Origin of the sequence: Brevundimonas sp. (genome assembly GCF_047617075.1) — a bacterium.
Classification (GTDB): domain Bacteria; phylum Pseudomonadota; class Alphaproteobacteria; order Caulobacterales; family Caulobacteraceae; genus Brevundimonas.
Genome location: NZ_JBLGCI010000013.1, coordinates 52042 through 74640 on the forward strand (window position 1 = coordinate 52042; position 22599 = coordinate 74640).

14 protein-coding genes and 1 pseudogene are annotated in these 22599 nt (G+C 65.7%); 5 read left to right on the forward strand and 10 right to left on the reverse strand.

Features of this window, described 5'->3' with window-relative positions:
- Positions 1-1716 carry an asparagine synthase-related protein gene (locus tag ACI8U3_RS12745; protein ID WP_415015253.1) on the forward strand — a complete coding sequence of 572 codons (1716 nt, stop codon included), beginning with the start codon at positions 1-3 and terminating at the stop codon, positions 1714-1716.
- Here ACI8U3_RS12745 and ACI8U3_RS12750 read toward each other — a convergent pair.
- From ACI8U3_RS12750 to ACI8U3_RS12765, 4 genes are all read right to left on the reverse strand, one after another.
- The gene (locus ACI8U3_RS12750; RefSeq protein WP_415015254.1) at positions 1661-4033 is read right to left on the reverse strand and encodes a prolyl oligopeptidase family serine peptidase; all 2373 of its coding nucleotides are present in this window, start codon (positions 4031-4033) and stop codon (positions 1661-1663) included. The genes ACI8U3_RS12745 and ACI8U3_RS12750 overlap by 56 nt on opposite strands.
- Before the next feature lie 6 nt (positions 4034-4039).
- Positions 4040-6988: a TonB-dependent receptor domain-containing protein gene (locus tag ACI8U3_RS12755; RefSeq protein WP_415015255.1), complete on the reverse strand. Its 2949-nt coding sequence runs from the start codon at positions 6986-6988 to the stop codon at positions 4040-4042.
- A gap of 91 nt (positions 6989-7079) precedes the next feature.
- Positions 7080-8051: a FecR family protein gene (locus ACI8U3_RS12760; protein WP_415015256.1), complete on the reverse strand. Its 972-nt coding sequence runs from the start codon at positions 8049-8051 to the stop codon at positions 7080-7082.
- A gap of 16 nt (positions 8052-8067) precedes the next feature.
- Positions 8068-8556 carry an RNA polymerase sigma factor gene (locus tag ACI8U3_RS12765; RefSeq protein ID WP_415015257.1) on the reverse strand — a complete coding sequence of 163 codons (489 nt, stop codon included), beginning with the start codon at positions 8554-8556 and terminating at the stop codon, positions 8068-8070.
- A gap of 174 nt (positions 8557-8730) precedes the next feature.
- Between ACI8U3_RS12765 and ACI8U3_RS12770 the strand changes: the two genes are divergently transcribed.
- From ACI8U3_RS12770 to ACI8U3_RS12785, 4 genes are all read left to right on the forward strand, one after another.
- Positions 8731-9276, forward strand: coding sequence for a response regulator transcription factor (locus tag ACI8U3_RS12770; RefSeq protein WP_415015258.1), 546 nt, complete (start codon positions 8731-8733; stop codon positions 9274-9276).
- 137 nt (positions 9277-9413) lie between these two features.
- On the forward strand, positions 9414-9605 hold the full coding sequence (locus tag ACI8U3_RS12775; protein WP_415015259.1) for a hypothetical protein: 192 nt from the start codon (positions 9414-9416) through the stop codon (positions 9603-9605).
- A gap of 289 nt (positions 9606-9894) precedes the next feature.
- Positions 9895-11160, forward strand: a complete 1266-nt coding sequence (locus tag ACI8U3_RS12780; protein WP_415015260.1) for a recombinase family protein — start codon at positions 9895-9897, stop codon at positions 11158-11160.
- Entirely contained in the window at positions 11157-12644 is a 1488-nt protein-coding gene (locus ACI8U3_RS12785) for a recombinase family protein (protein WP_415015261.1), read from the forward strand. Before ACI8U3_RS12780 ends, ACI8U3_RS12785 begins: the two co-directional genes overlap by 4 nt.
- A 162-nt stretch (positions 12645-12806) precedes the next feature.
- Here the strand turns inward: ACI8U3_RS12785 and ACI8U3_RS12790 are convergent, their stop codons facing one another.
- The 6 genes and pseudogenes from ACI8U3_RS12790 to ACI8U3_RS12815 form a co-directional block, all read right to left on the reverse strand.
- Positions 12807-13040 (reverse strand): hypothetical protein, encoded by a 234-nt coding sequence (locus ACI8U3_RS12790; protein ID WP_415015262.1) that lies wholly within the window; start codon positions 13038-13040, stop codon positions 12807-12809.
- Entirely contained in the window at positions 13037-14065 is a 1029-nt protein-coding gene (locus tag ACI8U3_RS12795) for an RHS repeat-associated core domain-containing protein (protein WP_415015263.1), read from the reverse strand. Before ACI8U3_RS12795 ends, ACI8U3_RS12790 begins: the two co-directional genes overlap by 4 nt.
- A gap of 47 nt (positions 14066-14112) precedes the next feature.
- A pseudogene (locus ACI8U3_RS12800) lies at positions 14113-14664 on the reverse strand (transposase); the annotation flags it as partial.
- Between the two features lie 600 nt (positions 14665-15264).
- Positions 15265-19467, reverse strand: coding sequence for an RHS repeat domain-containing protein (locus ACI8U3_RS12805; protein ID WP_415015264.1), 4203 nt, complete (start codon positions 19465-19467; stop codon positions 15265-15267).
- 25 nt (positions 19468-19492) lie between these two features.
- Positions 19493-19798 carry a hypothetical protein gene (locus ACI8U3_RS12810; protein ID WP_415015265.1) on the reverse strand — a complete coding sequence of 102 codons (306 nt, stop codon included), beginning with the start codon at positions 19796-19798 and terminating at the stop codon, positions 19493-19495.
- 410 nt (positions 19799-20208) lie between these two features.
- Complete coding sequence (locus ACI8U3_RS12815) at positions 20209-22590, reverse strand: glucan 1,4-alpha-glucosidase (RefSeq protein ID WP_415015266.1); 2382 nt, start codon at positions 22588-22590, stop codon at positions 20209-20211.
- Positions 22591-22599 lie beyond the last annotated feature (9 nt).

The following is a 22599-nucleotide window of genomic DNA, read 5'->3' on the forward strand; positions in this document are numbered from 1 at the left end:
GTGGGCGCGGACTCGGTCATCATCCTTCTCGGCGATGATCCCGCAGCGTTGGCGGACGTCGTCGCTTCGGTTCGTCGCCGCCTGTCGCGGGCGGGATGGTCCCGCCGGGTGGATCATCCCTTCATCAAGGGGTTCAGTCCGACTGAGGCCCGCCTTGAGATCACGCCAGCCTTCGATGGCCACGGCGTCCTGGTCGGAGAGGTCTTCGACGGAGCCGGTCGCCCCCTGTCGTCGGAGGCGCGACGCACGCTCGGTTGCCGGCGCCTGGATGTGGGGCGGGCCCGCGACGTCGTGCGGTCGGTCTGGGGACGCTACCTCCTGATCCGCCGAACAACCGGTGACGTGGCCGTGCTGCGCGATCCCTCCGGCGCCCTGGACGCGGTGATCTGGCGCAGGGCCGGCGTTACGGTCGTCTCGACCGGGACTGAAACCGTCCTTGACCCCTTGTTGCCCGACGATGTGGCCATCGACTGGACGGGCGTAGCGGCTCTCGCGGCCCGTCCCGGGGAGTTCCGGCATGCGCCGGCGCTGCACGCTGTCCTTCCCATAGCCGCAGGCGAGCTGCGCATCCTTGGCGCGGGATGGACGAGCCGGGAACAGGTCTGGACCCCCGCCATGGTCTATCGGGAAGGGCGGGGGCGGGCGGCTCCGCCCCTGCGGGAGACCGTGGAACGGGCCGTGCGCGCCTCGGCCGGAGACCGTCGATGGGTGGCGGAGATATCGGGCGGGCTGGATTCGGCCATCGTCGCGGCGGCGTTGGACGAAGGTCAGCGCAACCGGGTCACGGCCTGGGTCAATCACTACGTGGATCAGCCCGAGGGCGATGAGCGGGCCTACGCCCGCGCGGTCGGCGATCGGCTCGGCTTCACCCTGACAGAAGTCCGGCGGGACGCCCTGTTGATCGACGAGGCGCGGCTCGCCCGTTCGGCGGACGGACTCCGGCCCGCCATCAATGACCTGGACCTCACCTACAACGACGACATCGCCGAGCGGATCGACGTCACGGGGGCGTGGGGATCTCTGACCGGTCAGGGCGGGGACGCCGTGTTCTTCCAGATGCCGACGCCGCTGATCGCCATCGACGAGGTCTGGGAGCGGGGCCTGGGCGCCCGTCCGTCCGTCATCCACCGCACCGCGCGTTGGACTCGGCGTTCGGTCTGGCCCCATGCCTGGTGGAGCGCCTGGCGCGATCACCAAAGAAGCCGCGCGACCTGGGACCATCCGTGGCTTGCCGATCTGCGCGGCGTACCACCCGCCAAGGCGCTGCAGATCTCGGCCCTGGCCTTTTGCCAGACGTTTCAGGGGCCAGCCGGACGGAGCCGGCGCGGACCCTGCGTCAATCCTCTGCTCAGCCAGCCGGTGATGGAGGCGGGACTGGCGTGGCCGGCCGTCGACCTCACCCGCGGCGGCCGCGACCGGGCCGCCGCGCGCGCCGCCTTCGCCGATGTTCTTCCCGCGTCGCTGGTCGCCCGACGCTCAAAGGGCGAGCTTGGGGTCTTTTACGGCGAGGCCGTTTCGGCCCGGCTCGACTTCCTGCGCGACTATCTGCTGGGCGGCGCGCTCGCCGACGCCGGGCTGATAAGACCCGAGCTCGACGCCCTTCTCCGCCGGGAGACGCTTCTGTGGCGTGGCGGCTTCCAGAAGGTCCTCGGGCTGACCCTTACCGAGGCCTGGCTGCGTCGTTGGACCGAACGTCTGCGTCACCGACAGGTCTGAGATGCCGGTCGAACCAGTTCAGCACCTGCTCATAGTAGACGCCGGCGTTTCCGGGCCCCTGGATGCCGTGATCCTCGCCGAACAGCAGGGTCAGACGGGCCGGCCTGTTGAGACGTCGAAGCGCGGCGTACATCTGTCCTGACTGACTGGGCGCGAGGTCCAGTTCTCCCTGGACCAGCAGGACGGGCGCGGTGATGCGGTCGGCGGCTTCGAATGGACTGTTGCGCCGGTAGCGTTCGGGATCGCTCCAGTACGCCCGCCGCATGCCCGCCTGGCCCGTCTCCAGCCAGCGCGCGTTGCTGGCGTTGATGTAGTCGTTGGCGCCCGCCATCCGGTCGGCGAGCGGGCTTTCGCCGATCACGGAGGACAGCTGATAGGAGCCGTTGTGGGCGACCACCGCCGCGAAGCGGTCGGTCTGGGTCGTGCTCATCATTGCGGCCCAGGCGCCGAAGCTGTGCCCCCACAAACCGATGCGCGTTGGATCGACCAGGCCTTCCGCCGCCGCCGCATCGACGACCGCGAGGATCCTGTCGGACAGCCCCGCCGCCGGCTCCGGCGTCGCCGTCAGGTCGGGGTAGAGGACGGCGTAGCCGGCCGTAACGAGGAGTGCGCCGTTCTGCACCAGCTGGACGGATTCCGGGATCATGGCGGCCGGCGGCGATGGAAAGGTCTTGCCGGGATAGGGAATGACCACCACAGGCGGTGCAGCTGAGCCTGTGGCGTGGGGCAGATAGAGCCAGCCGCGCGCGCCGGTCGGCCCCCGGACTTCGCGGGGCGCGACCCGATCAACGGCGTCGAGCTCCGGGTTGAGGCGCATCACGACCCGCGATCCCCGGGCGCTACGAAATGTGAGGGTGTTGAGGCCCCGCGCTTCTTCGCCCCGTTCCAGAACTACGCCGGTCGGCCAGCCGACAGCGGAGCCGGAGGTCGCCATGACGCACGTCTCCGTCTGCGGATCATCCGCCTGGACCCGGCACAGGCGGCCGTCGCGTTGGACCACGGCGTCTGTGCTTTTCATCGGGTCGAAACGACCGCGCTGGCCGAAAGGCCCTTCCGGACGGACGGCGGCCGCCGCGACGCCGACCTCGCGGACGATCCGGTCTGGTCCGAGCCGGAAGATGCGTCCGCCGTCGGCGAACAGAAGCGACGAGCGGCCCTGGGCGACGAGACGCGCCGAGCCGCCGACGCCCTCGAGCTGAAGGGGGCCGTCCCGGGACTGAAGAAACCACGCCTGCGCGCCGTCGCGGCGCCCGAGCAAGACTGGCGCGCCGTCCGCCCAGCCCGCCTGGACCGTCGGGCTGCCGTGGACATCGACGGTGGTGTCGGGCGACACGCCGTGCGGCGTCACGTCCCGGACGCTTCCGTCGGAGGCCACGGAGAGCAGGGCGGGGCGTTCGCCCCGAACGGCGACGAGCAGCGCTTCGGAGGATGGCGCCCACGACAGAAGGCTCGTGGAAATATCGACCGTCTCCGCCGGGTCGACCGCCGCGCCGGTCTCCAGGTTCACCAGCCTCAGCGTGCGGCCCCGGCGAATTTCGGTCGCGGTGTCGGCGCCCGGCGGCGGCAGGATGGGGCCGTCCTGCACAAGCGCCGCGTACCTCCCGTCCGGCGAGGCCTCGAAATCGAGGAAGGGCCCCTCCGTCAGTGCTTCCGCCGCGCCGGTGCGAGCATCGATCCGCCAGAGACGACGCAGGGGCGGGGCCGGCGGCGGCGCCTCCCATCCGGAAGTGACATACGCCGCCTCTCCGGCCGCCGCCCGCGCCCAGAGCTCAGGCATCCCCCGCTGCAGGGCGTTCATTTGCGCCAGCCGGGGCGGCAGGCCGCCGTCGGGCGTGCCGAGCACGAGCAGGGACTCTTCCGACAGCCACTCGACGGCGCGCCCCCAGACGCCGCTTTCGGGAGCGACGTCGGTCCAGATCACCGCGCCGGTGGCGAGCTCGACCAGGCCGAGCCGCAGCGACAGGCCCTGGAGGCGGTAGACGACCAGACGGCTTCCGTCCGGAGAGAACGGTCCCATCCGGTAACCCGCATCGGCCGCCGGCGGCAAAAGGGGACGGGCCCCGTCCGGAGACCCGAGGTCGATCCTGTGGAGCCTTGCGTGCCACAGACCGCCCTCCGCCTGGAGATCGTAGCGCGGAAGGTCCCGTCGCGCCCGACGTTCCTCCACCACGCCCACGACCCCGGTGGGATCGATCGCGATGCGGCCGAAGGTCTCCAGCTCCAGCAGGATATCGAGGGTCAGGGGCGCGGCTGACCCGGAGGACGCGCCGGCCAGTGCGAGGAGGGCGCTGACCGCGCCGAGGAACATCGCTCTCATGGCGGCCTACCAGCGCTTGACGAGCTGGAGCGACAGGCGGCGACCGAGGATGTCGGTGTTGGCGGCGTCATAACCGAAGCCGGCCGGAGAATCGTAGAAGGGCGGCTCGGTGTTCGCCAGGTTGATGATGTCCAGGGTGACGGAGAGGCCTTCTCCCCAGCCGTCTGCGAAGTCGTAGCGGAATTGCCCGTCCAGGGTGGTCCAGTTCGCGATGTCGCGCCCGCCGACCGGATCGTGGCCCCCGCTCACATGGTTGGCGTTCAGGCCGACGGTGATCGGCCCGTTCACCCACTGACCGCCGATCCGGCCGCGCCATCGCGCTGGAAAGTTCGGTGTGCCGACCAGGGATTCCGTCGGCGAGGTTTCGGTCAGGTTCCGGTCATAGTGGAGAAGCCGGGTGACCGTGCCGTCGACAAGCACCTGTCCTGGGCCCAGGTCGAAGGCGTAACGCGCCGAGACGTCAACGCCCTCCACCTCAAGACGGCTGGCGTTGACGAAGCGGTTGTCGACCACGGCGCCGTAGGCCGTCGCGGGGAAGACTCCCGGATTGAAATTGCCGGGATGATCCAGCAGCGACTGGATCAGGGCCTGGTCGTTGGCGTCCGTCGTGGGGTTCACGAACCGGACGAATGGCGACAGGGTCGGGTCGGTGAGGGCGCCTGCTATATTCTCCGAGACCGGATTGCCGATGCGATCATCGAAGCGCGTCCGGAACCAGCCGGCCTCCAGCCGGAAGCCCTCGGCGGCGGCCGGCGTCCAGACGAGACCGGCGGTCACCGACTCCGCCGTTTCCGGATCCAGATCGGGATTGCCGCCGTACTGGATAACCGTAAGCACATTGTCGCCGCCGCGGTTCAGGAAGGCCGGGCCGAGCTGGTAGGTGGTGTAGAGTTCGCGCAGCGACGGCGCGCGGAAGGAGGTGCCGTAACTGGCGCGAAGGAGCAGGTCCCGGACCGGGCTGTAGATCAGGCCGACCTTGGGATTGGTGGTGTCGCCCACGCCCTGGTGATCTTCGATGCGGGCGGCCAGGGACAATTCCAGTCGCTCGACGCCCGGCCGGGCGTTGTCGGCGCTCACGAAAGGCGCCCGCAATTCAACGAAGGCGGCCGAGACGTCCCGTTCATAGGACGTCGGAGCCGTGAGGCGCGGTGTCGCGCCCGAGGTGAAATTCTCGCCCTCGGTCTCGAACCGCTCGCGCCTGAAATCGACGCCGGCCGCCATTCTCAAAGGGCCGCCGGGCAGGTCCAGAAGAACGCCGTCGACCTTGAGGTTGACGGACCCGACCGTGCTCGTGTGTTCGACCCGGGTGTAGCCGGAGCCGATGAAGTCCAGGATCGCGGCGCTGTGGCCGGCGGGGTCGCCATAGGGGTTGAAGAAGCCGTCGACGGCGGTGCTGAAAGCGGTCGACGGGTCGTCGGGCGTCCGGCCGAGAGCTTCCGCCAGGAAGGTGGTTTGGACGCGATTGGACAAGGTTCGGCCGCTGACTTCGCGCGCGCCGCTCACATAGGCGGCCAGGTTCCACCCGAGCACACGGCCCTCGAGGCCTGCGGCGCCGCCGAGACTGCGGGTCCGCCCCTCCGAGCGCCCCGGCCCCAGATCATTGATGTAGGAATAGGCGATCTCCTGAACCGTCTCGCCGGTCGGCGAGACGAACCAGGGATTCGCCGGCGTCACGACGATGGCGCCGATGTCGGCCGGGGTGGCCAGGGTGTAGTCCCGCTCGGTGTATCGGAGGTCGCCGTCCAGGCTGAAGCCGCCAGGAAGATCCTGGCGCGCCGCCGCGAACGCGCTGTGCCGACGCTGGTGCGGCAGCATCCACTGGCCCTGGTTCTGGTTTGTGAGATTGACCGCGCCAGCGATGAAGTCGTCCGGCGTGAGGCCTGTGCCGTCCTGGCCCCGGGGGATGGCGTAGACCGGGTCGAAGGATCCCGTGGCCGGGTCGAAAAACATGATATTGCCGGGTGCGGCATGGAACAGCCGCCAGTCCGACCCGCCCAGCGGGCGAAGGTCGGCGCTCTGGGTGGCCCTTCGCTGCCCGGCCTCCAGTTCGCCCCTGTCGCTGAACTCGTAAGAGGCCACCAGGCTGCCGCCTGACCAATTCAGGCCGTCCGTATGGGAGAAGAGAAGCTCTTCGGCGCCGCCGTCGCTCGTTCCTCCCACGCGCAGCCGGCTTTCCGCCCCTTCGAACCGCGGCTTGAGGATGATGTTCACCACGCCGCCCACAGCGTCTGCGCCGTAGAGGGCCGAGGCGCCGTCGAGCAGCACGTCCGCCCGTTGAACGGCGCTGGTCGGCAGGTTGGACACGTCCGCGAAATCTCCGGCGCTGCCCGTGCCGGCGATCCGGCGGCCGTTGACCAGCACCAAGGTGGCGTCGGCGCCCAGGCCGCGCAGATTGACGCCGGTCGCGTAGCCCAGATTTCGGCCGGAGCGATCCGCGCCTGTTCCCGCCGAGCCTTCGAAGGCGCCGCCGGTGAAGTTCTGAGGGAGGGCGGCGAGTGTGTCGGCGAAGGTGGCGCGGCCGCGTCGCGCCACGTCATCCTGCGTGAGCACGGTCACGGGAGACGGACTGTCGGCCCCGCGCAGGTAGCTCCCGGTCACCACCAGTTCCTCGACGACCGTCGCGTCCGCATCCGCCGCTGCAAGGGCGTCTGGATCGACCAGGACGAAGACATTGGGTCGGCTCCGCCTGTAGGTGAGGCCGGTGTCCCTCAGGATGAGCCCAAGAGCCGCCTCCGCCGTGAATTCGCCGGCAAGCCCGGAAGAGGTCCGGCCGACCACAAGGGCGCTGGGGTAGAGGATCTGCTGTCCGCTCTGCCGGGCGAAGTCGGGGAGCGCCCGCTCCAGCGGGCCCGGCGCGATATCGTAGCGTCGCGTCGCCTCCGTTTGCGCCAGAACCGGCGCCGCAGCGGTCATCATAAGGGCGGCCAGAGCCGCTGATCTGTATTCCGGTCTCATCGCATTCCCCCGAAGTCTATCCGCCTGAATGCGGAGCGGGGAAGAGACGTCGCCGGGCAGGGGTTTCCCCCCAACCGGGGTGAGAAAAATCCTACGAGGCGCGGGAAAGCATGACCCGGCCGTCGGGCGAACGCCGGGACTGCAGGGGGTAGAGATCGGTCAGCGCGGCCACGAAGCCGTCCACGTCGCCGGCGTCGAACACGCCGCTCACACGGTTGGCGGACACGTCAGCGTCCTGGATTTGAATCGGATGGCGAGTGTAGCGGTTCACCTCCGCCACGGCGACGGACACCGGCGTATTGTCGAAGATCAGGCGACCTGCGGTCCAACTGGTGGCGACGGGCACATCGACGGGGGCGACGACGGGGTCCGGCGCGGACGTCAGGACCTGCTGCCCCGGCGTGAGCGACCACGCCCGCTGGCTCGCCGCGCTGTCGCGGACGGCCACGCGGCCTTCCACCAGGACCACGCGCGCGCCCTCTCCATAGCGCCGCACATCGAAGCTCGTGCCCAGGGCGGTGACCTCGGCGTTACCCGCGCGCACGACAAACGGTCTGTCGGGATCGCCTTCGACCTCGAACATGGCCTGGCCAGCAGCCAGAATGACCAGGCGCTGTTCACCGGTGTAGCGGACCGCGATGCGCGACGCGGTGTCCAGCGTCACCCGCGATCCGTCATCGAGGACAAGCAGTCGTTGTTCGCCGACAGACGTCGCATAGTCGACAGGCTGTTGGAGCGTCCAGGCCCAGCCCATGCCTGCGACCACGAGCACAAGGGCGCCGAGGGCTCCTATCGGCTTGAGCACGCCCACCAGGCGGTCGCGTCGCGTCGAAGGGGATGCGCGGGACTTGGCTTCCTTGACCATTTCCGCCGTTCGGGGGGCGTCGGCGAGGTTTCCGGCCGTGTCCCAGATCGCCTCCACGCGGGCGAACGCTACGGCGTTCGCCGGGTCCCGCCGCCAGGTGCTGAAAGCCCTGACGTGGTCGGTTGTGACCCTGCGCTGGTTGAGCCGGGCGAACCAGTCCGCGGCTTCCTTGCGCCGTTTTTCGGCGTCTGCCTCCATCGTCATCAATCTTCGCCTAAAGATCCAAACGAGATGCGCAGTACTCAAGCGCTCCGGACATGCGCCGCTCCACCGTATTGACGCTGATGGCGAGGGTCCGGGCGATCTCGGGATAAGTCATACCGCTAAAGCGGCTCAACACGAAGACATCCCGATAGAGCTGCGGCATGGAGGCGACGATCTCGCCGAGCATGATCTGGTCGACCTGCGGCGCGGACTCCGCCACAACCGGCCGAAACTGTTCCAACGCAGAGCTGCGTCTGATCTCTTTGCGATGATGATCGCGCACCAGATTCAAGGCCACTTTCCACAAGAAAGCCTTGGGGTGTCGAATATCGGCGGCCGCATACGGCGCGATCTTCAGATAGGTCTCCTGAACCACGTCGGCCGCCATGTCCGGTCCGATCCGCGCGCGAAGCCGGCGGTTCAGCCAGTCCCCGTAGCGCCGGTAAAGACGGTTCAGTCCGTCGTCGGCGTCCACAGGCATTTGTTCCGCTTCGGTCACGCGCCTCTCCGGACTCAGCACCAGAGCCTCGGAATCCGGAATGCGGACGACCAGCACCGGCCATGCGCATTGGCGCGCCCGGAGCAGGGGACCAGCGCCCGCCACGGCGGGATGACGTCGGATGTCGCACAGGGGATTCCAAGCCCCTACCGACGCGGGGTCGGCGACGGAAGCATGAATCAAACTGAATCCCCGCGCAAGCCGGAGGGGTCGGGCGTTGGAATCCTCTGCGATCGCGAGGCCCGCTACTTCAGCGCAAAGCGCCGCCTCCGCCTTGAAGGCGGACCCCGGCTCCGGCTGCACGCCTATCTCACGGCGCCCGACAATGCGGGTCTAGGGGTGGAGACCAGCGGCTGCAACCCTGAGCGGGCGCGTCTTTCGAAGGAGCGGCGCGCAAGAAACTGGCGGGCCGCCCGCAATTCAGAGTCGTTGCCGCGCGTGCGATTCGCGCCCTACGAAGCTGCTGTTCTCGAGGAGGTGGAGATGACCGCCATTCCGAACCCTGATCGCCAGCAGGCGTCCATCCTCAGCCCGCGCGAAACCGAGTGCCTGACCTGGGTCAGCCGCGGAAAGAGCTCTTCCGATATCGGCGCGATCATTGGCCTCTCCCCACGCACGGTGGACAGTTATCTGGAGAAGGCCTGCGCAAAATTAAGGGTCCGGACGCGCATCGAAGCGGTCGCTGTCGCCGTCAAAAGCGGGATCGTCGATCCGGAATGACGGCGACGAAGCCGCCGTGTCCAGGTTTCCTCGGCGCCCGCCGCCAGCCATTTTTTTTGCGAGAGCGCCGATGCGCTTAATGTCGGCCGCAGTCCCGAATGCTACATGCCGGGCTTACAGCCACGCATAGAGACCCCATGCCCGACGCCAGCCATATCGATGCCCTGCTCGACCTCATTGATCCTGACCGCACGGCGGATCCGGACGAGAGCGCGCAGCTCGTCGTCCTGGGTCTGGCGGAAAAACTGGGCAGGAATGCTTGCAGACCCACCACCGCCGGCTGGAACCTTCTTGCAGAGCGCGGTCGGCCGTTCCGAACCCAATTCTGATCGGACGCCTGAGGCCGTGCGCTGCCCGCGCTCGCTGAAAGCCCGGGAGACCTCGACGGACTCCCATGCGCGAAAGGCTTAATCGCGTGTTCGGCGAAAAGCATCTGGGGGATTGGGGGGAAAGCTGACGTCGAAACGTCTCTGCTTCTGGATCGAGCGGAGCAGGCGGACCTTGAGCACAAACAGCTTGGATAATTCATCTCATGTGGACGCGTGGTTGCTTCACCGGATTCGTCCGTCCCCTCCACTTGAAGCCCGGCCGAAGGCAGATCGCCGCACGGCTCGCTACGTGCGTGTGTCCACGCCGCGACAAACGGCCTCCCTGGACCTGCAGCGACGGGAGATCGACCGCTTCGCTAAGGAACAGAACTACGAGATTGTCGCCACCTATGAGGATGTGGGCAAAAGCGGCCTGACCCTGCAGGGGCGGGACGGCCTGAGTCGGCTTCTCTCCGATGTCATCTCCGGCAGGGCGCAGTTCACCCACCTGCTGGTCCTCGACGTCAGTCGCTGGGGCCGCTTCCAGGATCCTGACGAGGCCGGCCACTATGAGTTCGTCTGCCGGGCTCACGGGGTATCTGTCACCTATTGCCGAGACATCGTTCGGGCGGACGCACGCGGACATCTGGTGAAGCAGGTGCGACGGGTCATGGCGGCCGAGTATGTCCGTCAGCTTTCTGATCGAGTCCGCCAGGGCAAACGTCGCGCCATGGAAGCCGGACGCGCTCCTGGCGCCTGGCCGCGGTTCATGGCCGACCGCCAGGTTGTCGCGCCGGATGCCGCTTCCTGTTCCTCTCCCTCCCGGAGCGAGCCTTTCTCTCCCTCAGCGGACGCGATGAGGCTGGTGCGACCCGGGCGGCGTCGCGAACTGGTGATCAGACGCATCTTCCGCCTGTTCACCTCTGGGGGAATGTCGATGGCCGCGATCGCGCGGTCTCTGACGGACGACGGTCTGATGTGGACGGACGGCACGCCCTGGAACCGTCGCCGGGTCGCCCGCGCGCTGCGGCACTCCCTCGCGATGGGCGTACAGACCTACGGACGGTCGCGGACTGTGCTGGGCGCGCGCGGACCGGAGCTTGACGAAAGTCGTTGGGGCGAGTTCCAGGCCTTCGATCCCGTCATATCGAAGCAGACGTTTGCGGCCGCCCAGGCGAGGTTCGCACAACTGGGTGGTCGCAAAGCCTACTCCAATGGGGAGTTGCTCGCTGGTCTTGATCGCCTCGTCCGTCTGCACGGCAGGGTGACGGTGAGGATGATAGATGAATGTCCTGATCTGCCCTCCTTCCGTTGGTATGAGGCGCGGTTCGGCTCCTTGACCAAAGCCTGTCAGATGATCGGGTACGAGCGACCGCTGCTGATGCGGGGGCTCGGTGCAGACGGAGCGCCGCTCTCGCGGCAGGCGATCCTCGCCGAACTCAGGCGGGTGAGAGCGGAACAGGGCAGGGTGACCGCAGCTCTGGTTGCTGCAGATCCGCGTCTTCCATCGCTGTCGCGGATCAAGAAACTGTTCGGATCGCTGACTGCGGCCTGCGCCGAGGCGGGATGCGCATGAGTGGTGACGGCCCGGCTGACCCGATCGAAACCCAGGACATCCCGGCCAGACTGCGGCGACATTTCGGGCGAGGCGCTGATGGGGCGATCATTCTTGGCCCCGAGGGCGATCACCCGAAAACCGGACCCCTGAAGGCTGCGCAATACCTGCGTATGTCTACGGATCATCAACGCTACTCCCTCGGAAATCAGCGCGCTTTCATCGAACGTTTCGCGCTGGATCGCGGGATCGAGATCGTGGCGACCTACGAGGACGAAGGGCGCAGCGGGGTGACGGTCGATGGGCGGCCGGGGTTGCAGTCGCTGCTGTCTGACGTCCTCTCGGGGAGCGCTCCCTTTTCGGCCATCCTGGTCCTTGACGTCAGCCGGTGGGGACGGTTCCAGGATCCGGATGAGGCTGCACACTATGAATATCTCTGCCGGGAGGCGGGAATCTCTGTCGTCTACTGCGCAGAGCCCTTCGCCAACGACTCCTTCGGTTCGGTCATCAAGCAACTGAAGCGCGTGATGGCGGGCGAGTACAGTCGTGATCTCTCCGTCAAGGTGCGCGCAGGAAGGCGCGCAAAAGCCGCACGGGGTCGCGCGTTGGGCGGAATCCCCATCTATGGATTTCGGCGGCGGATCATCAATGCCGACGGCAGCCTTGGCGCCGTCCTGGAAGACGGCCAGCGCAAGTCCCGTTTGGATCAGGAAGTCCGTTATGTCTGGGGGCCGCCGCATGAGTTGGATGTTGTGCGGCGGATCTTCGACCTTTTCGTCTCCGAGGCGCGGAGCCAGGCCGGAATAGCCCGCTGCCTCAACGGCAAAGGCGTCACGTGGCGAGACGGTACGCCGTGGACACCGGACCGGGTCCAGAAGATGCTGAGGCGCGAACTCGTCGTCGGCTTTCAGGCCTACGGCAAGAGCAGGCTCGAACTCGGACAGCGAACGCACTACGTTGACCGTTCGCAGTGGACCTATGTGAGGGTTCTCGACCCGGTCGTCGATGTCGACACCTTTGTCGCGGCGCAGGAGCGTATGGGTGCGCTAAAACGCGGGCGAGGCAAGACCGAGGAGGAAATGGTTCGCGAACTCAGGCAGTTGCTGGCGAGTGGAAAGCCGACCCTCCAAGCCATCTCCAAGGCGGACAACATGCTCTCGCCTGCAGCCTATCGGAGCCGTTTCGGGTCAATGGCCGCCGCGTATGAGAGGGTCGGGTATCAGTACAGCGGCTTCCGGCGAGGGCTCAATCCAGATGGGACCCCGTTCGATCGAGGTCAGATCATTGCTGCATTGCAGGCGTTGTACGCCCGCCACGGCCGTATCTCGCTGAGACTGATCAAATCCGCAGGTCCCCAGATGCCAGGAGACGCTCGTATCAGGCAGGTTTTTGGCTCCATTCCTGAGGCGTACGAGGCTGCAGGTTTGGCGTGGGGGCGCTGGCCAGGCCCTGAACCATTTCCGGCAGACGCTGATCCTAGTCCTACCGTGAAGGTGGCGGACTAAACTTTGCTCTTTTTGGCCAGCTCACATGTCGTAGACGTCCACCCAGTCAAGACCGCTCCCTTTGTTCCGGGGGCAGCGGACCTGGCGTTAGCGGGGGAGGGGGTGTTCGAATCACTCCGGGGGCACCGTGAGCGCGTTGATACGGCGAGAGCTCTATGCCTATCAAAGTATGTAAATAAAAAGCAGGCACATTAGCAATGCGACGGCGGTTAAGTACAAATAAATCTTCTCCCTCACTTTTGTTATTTCTTCTGATTTTACAAAAAGAAGGAACAACAATGTAGCGATGTAAATTGCCGTTAAGGAAAAGCTGGCAATTCTATTGCTGGCGATGAGGGCGCATCCAGCTGCCGCTCCGCCAAAGATCCAAGCGCCACCTCTGTTCAACCGCTTCATCCTCCACAGCCCATTTGTGAAATCCTCGCCGAAATAAGGGATGCACGATCCCCAGCCGAAGTCCTTCCGATCGAATTTGCCACGATCCCCATGGCCACGCCGCCAGCCACTACATCCGTCATTACTTCATGGTACCGAACTTCATGGTACCGAACAAAATTTCGGCCCGAAGCAAACATTCTCAAGCCAGCGCGTGTCATAAAACCGCTGCCTGCTGATATGGCCAACACAGCTAGGTTTCCCCCTACAGCATTAGAGGCGCGCGCGCTCTCAATATGGTAAAGTTGGTTCAGGTTTGAACGGCTGTGCCAATGCTGCTGGATCGCCCATGTGGCCGCATCCCTCAACCTTTCCACTTCACTATTGGCCACTGCGCATCTGTCGACTTCTGCGGCGGCTGCTCCCTCGCGAATCAATTCATCGTATCCTGCATCTCCAACGCACAGATATCGATAGAAGTGCGTCGACTCCGAGACAACTTCACCTGTTTCGTTATCTATCACGCGTCTACGCTCAAGGATTTCGATGCATCTCTCAAGCCCCGTCGGATCGATCCAATTCATTGGATCGTTCCTCACATACGCATACAAGTTCAGCCCATCCCCATACCCGATCGGATCGGTCTGCATGAACCGCCCCGATTGAGCGTTGTAGAAGCGGTTGCGGTAGTTCTGGACGCCCCAGGTGGACGCGACCGCCAGCTGGCCGGTGTACTGCAGGTACCGTCTGTTGCCGGGGCCGGGCTGGCCATATTCGTCGTAGGTGTTGATGATGGCCGCCGCGCCTGAGGAGTTGGCATAGGCCACGACTGAGCCCAGGTGATCGGTCAGCGGCCAGCGCCGCGCCGATGTGGTGGCGCCCGTGCCGTGATAGTAGCCCGCCGCTTCGTCCATGGCCGCTCCCGGCACGAAGCGGCGATAGACGTCGCCGGTGGAGGTGGTGAACACCCCCATGCGCTCGCCGCCCACCTCGCCCACCCGGCGCGCCCCGAACTGGTCCAGGGCCCCGGCGGGGTCATAGGTCATGGCCGTGGACCCGGCGGTGATCAGCCGGTTGGCCGCGTCATAGGCGTAGCTCCGTCGTGACGGTCCGCCGTGTCCAGGTCCTGCAGATAGCCAGCGATGTGCTCGGCCACCTGTTCGATCCGCCGCTTCACCTTGTAGGCGGTGAAGTGTTCACCGCCTTGAACTTTGAGCCGTCGATCGCGACAGCGCCGCGCCGAACAGCCCTAACTGGCGGCACAGAACCACGAACTGGGCGCACGCCGCCTGACTGGCCGAGCCGTTCGCGCGGCGGAAGTCGGCGATGGTCTTATGAACCGGCGCCAGCCGCCCCGTCAGCCATATCAGCTCGACGTTGCGCTGTGCCTCGCGCTCCAGCCGTCGACTGGACTGCACCTTGTTCAGGTAGCCGTAGACATAGAGCTTCAGCAGCATGGCCGGGTGATAGGCGGCCGTCCCGTCGCCGCAGGCGTCATGCCCTCAAAGCCGAGACCCTTCAGATCCAATCCGTCAACGAAGACATCGACCACCCGGACCGGATTATCCTCGGCCACATAGTCGTCGAGACACTCGAAAAGCAACGTTTGCTGCCGACGATCGGCACCCTGAACGAAGCGGCTCATATCCACCTCCTGCTGACCTCAGGAGGCTGCCCTAATTCGCTAGATCCGGAGCCGTTTTTACACAGCCTCGGTCGTCTGCGGACTCTTTCGCCAATTAGTTAGACGGAATTAGCTAAGCTATGATCGCGACGGTATTTGGGCCCGACGCAGGGTGTATGGGTCCCGATTGGGATCGGCTGGTTCTCGTTGCAAATTTGCGGCACCGACGAACGAGACTTTTTACCTCTTTTGCATCTTTTTTAAGCCTTTCTCATGATTAAAATTTGATTTAGTGAAATCCATTTCTACGCAACGCCATGCTCCGAGCCATATAGGGGCGTCACCAAACAGAAATGGCGATTATTGCGATAAAAGAGAGAAAAAATGCCATCGCGAACAATCTTGCCCACAATATTGATTTATGCGCCATTGAAATCTTTTCATGTTCGCCAAAGTAGAATATAATTCGTCTAATCAAGCGAAAACTGTTGAAAGTGATAATGCGGTTGCCAATCGGAATTCCACTCCTAGCTAGGAACACTTCTGCCATAATCGTGCATACAGCAAGACCTATTGAAGAGGACACCAATACGGTTAGGAGAACAAAAAACATGGCTTGAATTAACTTCCTCTTGCCGTGGTTCGACAACCCAACTGTCGGGTAACCGTCGGGCCCCCGCGGCCACCCGCTCGAAAGCCTACGGTTGCTCCCCCGGACCCAGAACCCGAGGACGCGCCCCCATCTGACCATTGATGCTCATACTGTCCGATAAATGTGCCTGAAAGGGAAAATCCCTCGCTTATTGGACTGTCGTATGAGTATGTCATCGTTATACCTGCGGAAAAATCGAAGCCCACTCCGCCATGAAAGGTCCACGTACTAAACGTTTCTGTCACGCGATTGCTCTCAATTCGCTGCCAGCGCGTAATCGAGCCTCCCAGCCCCCCGACCCCATAGACGCTTCCTGCCAAGCCGGTCCCGTAATATCCGTCAGGAAGTATTGAATAGCGACCGATAGCGTAGGATCGATCAGATCCTGAACACTCCTCTGACGATGATGGTTGTCTTGCGCCTCCCCCTCCGACCTCGCTAGGTCTGGCAATTCCAGAATTTGAACAGAACTCTTTGAACGGGGTGATCGTCTCGGACAACACGGCGCCGCTGGTGTTATCGATCACCCTCTCTCGCCGCTCGATCAAAACACACCACAATCCCCAAGGATCGACCCGATTCAGCGGATCGTTCCCCACGTACGCATACAAGTTCAGCCCATCTCCATACCCGATAGGATCGGTCTGCATGAACCGCCCCAATTGAGCGTTGTAGAAGCGGTTGCGGTAGTTCTGGACGCCCCAGGTGGACGCGACCGCCAGCTGGCCGGTGTACTGCAGGTACTGGCTGTTGCCGGGGCCGGGCTGGCCATATTCGTCGTAGGTGTTGATGATGGCCGCCGCGCCCGAGGAGTCGGCGTAGGCCACCACTGAGCCCAGGTGGTCGGTCAGCGGCCAGCGCCGCGCCGATGTGGTCGTGCCCGTGCCGTGATAGTAGCCCGCCGCCTCGTCCATGGCCGCGCCCGGCACGAAGCGGCGATAGACGTCGCCGGTGGAGGTGGTGAACACCCCCATGCGCTCGCCGCCCACCTCGCCCACCCGGCGCGCCCCGAACTGGTCCAGGGCCCCGGTGGGATCATAGGTCATGGCCGTATTGCCGGCGGTGATCAGCCGATTGGCCGCGTCATAGGCGTAGGTCCGCACGCCATCGTCGGTCAGGTTGCGGTTGGCGTCATAATCCAGATCGTCCCCGCCGGCCGACGTGATTTCGTTACGCCCGTTGATGACGTAGGTCGTGCTCTCGTTGGCCGGCGCATAGGCATAGAGGTTGTTGCTGATGGTCCGGCTGGTGACCTGCCCCGCCGGATTATAGCCCATGGTGAACATCACATCCTGGGCCGTTCCATTCAGATTGTGCACGATGGAAGTCAGGCGGCTGACGTCATCATAGCCGTAGGTGGTCGGAACCCCGTTGCCTCGTGTGATCCCCGTGCGGCGGCCCAGGTTGTCGTAGGCATATTGCGCCAGCACTCCGACGCCGGATGAGGCGCCGTTCTCCCGGACCCTTGTGACCTGATTGTAGAGGTTCCAATCGTACTGGGCGTAGAAGGCGTCCGGCCAGGTGATCCGCGTCCGGCGGCTGGCCGCGTCGTACTGGAACCCGAACGTTCCCAGCGGGTCAGTTTGGCTGGTCAGCCGGTTCAGGGCATCCCAGGCATAGGTGACCGCATGGCCCGGCTGGCTGATGGAGGTCGGACGGCCCAGGTTGTCATAGGCGTAGGTGACATCGGCCATGGTCCCCGGCGTGGTGAGCAGGGTCTGGCGGTTCAGATTGTCGTAGGTCGAGGTGAAGGTCTGGTTGCCGCGTGAGCGATACGTCGTGACGTTGGAGTTGGCGTCGTAGGTGTACTGCTCATAGTCGTTCGCATTGCTGGTGCTGCCGTTCAGCGTGGGGAAGCGCAGCTGATGCACACGGTCGAAGCCGTCATAGATCCAGGTGGAGAGATTGCCGTCGCCGTCCCGAGCCGTGGCGAGCTGGCCGTTGTCGGTCCAGGTGAAGGTCTGGGTGATGGCGGAGCCGGACGCGTAGCCGGAGGTGACGCTGATGACCCGGCTCGCATCGTCGTAGCCGTAGCGGACGATGCGGTCCGGCCCGAAGGTCCCGCTACTGCCCAGGGTGCAAGCCGCCGGCGGGCTGCCGAAGTTGGTCGGGTTCATGCGGGTGGCCACGCAGTCCAGCCGGCCTGAAGCGTCATAGCTGACCTGGGTCAGGGCGCGCGTGGTTCCTCCCGCAGTCTGCGCCCGCACAGCCAAGGGGCGGCCCAGGGCGTCGTATTGGCTCGCCTGCCGCTGGAGCGTGACGAAGGCCGCCCAGTTGGGATCGGTCAGGCCGGTCACCGTGCCCTGTTCGGCCAGGGTCACCTGACCGCGCGGATTGTAGGTGTAGCGCTGGGCCCGGCGCAGCAGGGCGCCGGCGCCGTCCGGGTCCGGTCCGACCACCCCGGTCAGCTGACGGGCGTCATCATAGCGGTAGTGTGTGCTGTCCGCCGTCCCGGACAGCGGCCCGTCCACCGCGGCCACGTCGCCGTTGGGCGTATAGGCGTATCCGACCGATGAACTGACGCTGCTGGTCCCCGAGCGCTGATTGACGCTGGTGGGCTGGCGGTTGGTGGGCGAAGTGGTCCCGCCCGAGCCGTAGTAGATCGTGGTCACCACCTCATTGGCCGCGTCCGTGCAGCTGGTCCCGCTGACACAGGTGCGGATCTCGCGCGGCAGGATCACAGTGGTGGGCGCCCCGGCGATGACGCCCGAGGCGTTGTAATACCAGGCGCGGGTGTCCCAGTAGGTGAAGCGGGTCTGCGGCCGCGCCGCGCCGGTCGTGGGCGCCGGCTCGGTGACGGTCAGCACGCCGCCGTGCGTCGCATCATAGGTGATGTTGGTCGTGGCCCCGCGCGCGTCGGTGACAGCGGTGGGCAGGTTGCAGGTGACGGGATTGGAACAGCTGGACGGATAAGTCGCCGTCGTGACGATGTTGGCCAGGCTCGACCCGGATTTGGGGACCTGGGTCACCGTGGTGACGTTCCCCCGGGCGTCGTAGTCGTATTCGACCGCATTGCCTTCGGGATACACGACCTCCACGGGTCGGAGCTGGGCGTCGTAGTCGAAGGTGGTGGTCTCACCCAGGGCGTTGGTGATGGAGATCAGCCGCCCGGTGCTCAGGTTCGAGACCGCCACGATCTCCTGGGACTGGGGGCCGGTGACCGTGGTGGTGCGCTCACCCGAAGCGTCCTCATAGTCGTAGGTCCAGGTTCCCGTGACGTCAGTGACCGAGGCGACGCGCCCGCCTGTTCCATAGGTCAGGCTCACGTCGGGACTGGTGGAGCCGGGATAGAAGATCGAGGTGACGCCGTCAGTGTCCCGCGTATAGGTCGTCACTCGGCCTGACTGATCGGTGACATAGCGTTCTGACGGATCCACGGGGTTGCGGCTGTAGGTGAGGCTCGGCCAGTTGCGCGTCAGGCCCGAACAGGTCGGCGCGAGCGGGTCACAGGGATCAACCGCCAGGTTGACCGCCACATAGCCGTCGCGCTGCAGCCAGGCGGTGATGCCCCAAAGACTGTCCGGATCATCCTGCTCATAGAGGATCTTGATCAGATAGCCGCGGTTGTTGCCGACCGACTGCAGCCGGGTGGCCGTGCCGTACTGCAGGCACCCGCCGCCCAGATCAGGAATGCGGCAGTAGGTCACCCCGACCCAATTATAGTCCAGCCGCTCGCCGTCCGGCGCCTGGTAGCTGATCATCCCCGCGTTGGAGGTGGGCTGAACAATACCGGTGTAGGTGGTGGAGAACTGGGCCACCGCCCCATTGGCTGTGGTGAAGGTGTAGAGCCCTCCGGACTGGGTCAGGGTCGCGCCCCTGTTCGAGACGGGCATGAACACCCCGCCGGACAGGGTGAACACCTCGGACTCCGCACCCAGGCTCACCGAATAAGTGGAGCCCGAGACGAACACCATGCCGTCCAGAAGGCCGACCGTCGCCGCACCCAGATTGGCGTCTCCGACCACCAGCCCGCCATCGGCCGGATCGCCTACTGCGATGACCGGGCCCTGGTGATTATAGGTCCCCCAGATCAGATCCACGCCCCGTTCGTCCAGAGTGTAGTGCGACGGCGCCGGGGACGGCGTCTGAGCCAGCGCAGGCGCGGCTGCGAGCAAGCCGACGGTCGCTGCGACGGCGGCCAGGGCGCGGCCCATCAGGTGGAATGAAGTCATCGAACGCCCCCCGGCTGTGATCAGGCTAGTCCTGCTGCGCTTCTCGTTCGGGCGGCGCCTCGGCGGGTTCCGGGGCGGCGTCCGGCGCCGCCTCCGCAGCCTCGGCCTCTGCCGTCGGTTCGGAGGCCGCCATCAGCGAAGACCCGCCCACCGTCACCCTGGAGGTGCGGCTGTCTCCGCCGTCATAGGTGTAGGTGGTGGTCGGCCCCGTGGTGCGATCCGCACCCACGAGCCGGCCGTGCACATCATAGGTGTAGGTGGTGGTTTCCTGGGCCACAGCGGCTGACGCCGCCATGGCCAGAACAGCAGCGAGCGCCAGTCTTCTCCGCATGCCTTGCCCTCCAACCTGATCGAACGCTGGATTGGGAACGCTCAACCGTCAAGCGAAATTTCGCGCTTTAAGCGTGTGCCACGTGCATTGCTGGATTCGGCATTTTTTGGATGCCGGCTCGCGCTGCCTCGCGTCACATGGCCGTCAGGGCCTCAGCGGGCGGGTCGAGGTTTGGCTACAGCGGTGATCTTCTAGCGCTTTCGAGTACTCAGCCAGCCAGCGCGACGCTCGCCCTATAGTTCTCGGTTTCATCCGTCGCGGCGCGCCCTCTCGACAACGGGGTGCAGGTCCCTGGACGCTGGGCTTTTCCCCTTTGGAGGCAGACCGACTTGTCGCAGTGAAAAGTGGCGGGACGCTCTCGTTGCGGATGACCTCTAACCAGGCAGAGTTCTCCGAACCCGGTGAAGAGCCTAATCTGATCCGACAGGGATGAACCGCCTCGCCACTTGTGGATAGTGGTCCCACACGCGTCTGTCGGCCAGGGAACGCAGCAATTTCAGATACTCCGCGTGAGTCCAGGCCAGGGGCGTCGCCGAGTTCGTGCCCTCGCCATGATCGTAGGCGTGATGGGTGTTATCCACGCCGACGCCGTCCCAAACCTGCTCCGGCAGCATCAGGCCCGCGTTGGCGAAACGCTCCATCCCGCGCACATAGGTCTGCCGTATACCGTCCAACTCTGACGCTGAAGGCTCGCCTTCGACCAGAACACGGGCCAGCTCGTAATGGCCGCGCTCGCCGGTGAAGAAGGGCCAGACCCGGCCCCGCTGGCCGGCCCGCATCTCGCCGTCCTCGCCGTAGCTGGCGCCGGTGACCGCGTCCTCGCCGTAGCCGTCAACCCCGTATCGCCGCCAGCCCGGCGTGGCGTCGCCCTCCGGCCCGAAGTCGTAGCGAACCCGATAAAGGTCCGGCAGGGTCTGGTCGTCGTATTCCGGCAGGCTGTCCAGAATGTGCGGATCGTCCGCCGCGCGCACGCCATAGCGGACCAGTTCGAGGAAACCGCCGTCGATCATGCGATCTTCAGGCGGCGCGACCTGACCGTTGGCCTGGCCCACGATCCCCTTGTCGTCCGGGTCATCATTGCGATTGACGCGGAGATAATAGCGGCCGTCGCCGAAATCGCCCGTGGTGGTGAACAGACGCGCCTCAATGCGGGCGGCGTAGTCGTCGGCGGCCGCCTGCCAGCGATCCGCCGAGGTGCTGTCATCCGACGCCCGCGCGATCTCGGCCGCCAGGGTCAGGCCCGCCACCACGGCCGCGGTGGTCGACGGGGAATGACCCTCCTGTTCCTCCCACCGCTCCTGCTGGGTGTAGGGCGGGCGGATGGTGTTCTGGTTCCAGCCGATATCCACCGCGCCGCCGTCGGTGAGGAAGTCGGCTGCCGGACGGATCATGCGGGCATACAGATCGGTCATCTCCGCATCGTCGATCCAGCCCAGCGACCACAGTCGATGTCCCAGCATGATGGGCATGGCGGTCTGGTCCAGCTGGACCGCCATCCACTCCAGCGTGCCGTCCACCTCGGTCTTCTGCAGGAACCAGCCGCCCGCGCCCTCGTTGCCGGGCGTGTCCGGCCCGACCTGGATGCGCGGCAGATAGCGGAAGGCCGCCAGCGGCGTCTCCCGATCGCCCAGAGCCGCCATGGCCATGGCCACCTGATAGAAGTCGCGCGGCCAGACGGCCTTGTACCCGGTACGAACCTCCGTGGCGTCCACCGTGTCGCCCCACGGACTCGAGAGCGAGGCGATCAGGGCGCCGGCATAGGTCCGGTCCTCCTGCACCTTCAGCATCAGGGCGGAGGCGTAGGCGAGCGCCCCGCCATCGGTGGCCTGTCCAGCGATGCGCGGCAGCTCCGACAGGGAGGCCATGTAGTCCTCCCAGCCCACGTGCTCGCCCTCGCCGTTGAAGCGGGCGAGAACCGCGTCGAGGCCGTCGTCCAGAGCGCCGCGCGCCTCGATCTCCGCCGCCTCACGGCTGTCACCGAAACCGATGACGAAATCGCGGGTGAGGCTCTGACCCTGCTGGAGCGTCGGCAAGGCGCCGGTCAGCATCAGGGCGCCGGGCTCCTCGCCGCTGTCGGCGAAGCGCCAGTCCATGACGCCGTCCTGAAGGTCGGTCAGGCCGTCGGAGGCGCCGGTGAAACCCACGCTGGCCGCCTCGAACGACTGGTCGGAGAGCAGGGCCAGATGGACGTCGCCTTCACGGGCGTGAAGACCGCCGGCCTCCGCCTGGCCGAAGTCGTTTCCGCCGGTGGTGGCCATGTGCGGCTCCAGCAGCAGATAGGGCGTCATCTCGCCCCGCAGGGCGCGGATGCTGACCCGCAGCACCAGCGTCTGACGGTCCGGATCGGTGAAAATGCGTTTCTCGATCTCGAACCGGCCGTCCCGGTCTGCGGTCGTGATGCGATAGGCGGGCGACAGGGGGCGGCCCTTGCCGTCGGTATGCAGATAGGCGGTGGCGTGGGTGGTGTCCTCGCCTTCGACGGCCAGACCCTCCTCAGTGACGACGGCGAAGCGCAACTGCCTGATCTGGGCCTCGTGGATCAGGCCGTACATGGTCTCGGTCAGAACGCCGTCGGCGATGGAGAACCAGACCCGCGACACCACGCCGGTGGCGGCTTCATCCGACCAGGCGCCGTCGAGATAGGCCTCATAGGACGATCCCGCGCCGGTCTTGGCGGCGTATGACCACGTCGGCGGGGCGCCCGGTGCGCCGGGCGGCGTGTTCTGCGCAGCGGCCGTGGTCGCCAGCGACAGGGCCGTTCCGGCCAGGATCAGGGATTTGAGCATGCGCATGGTCGGCGC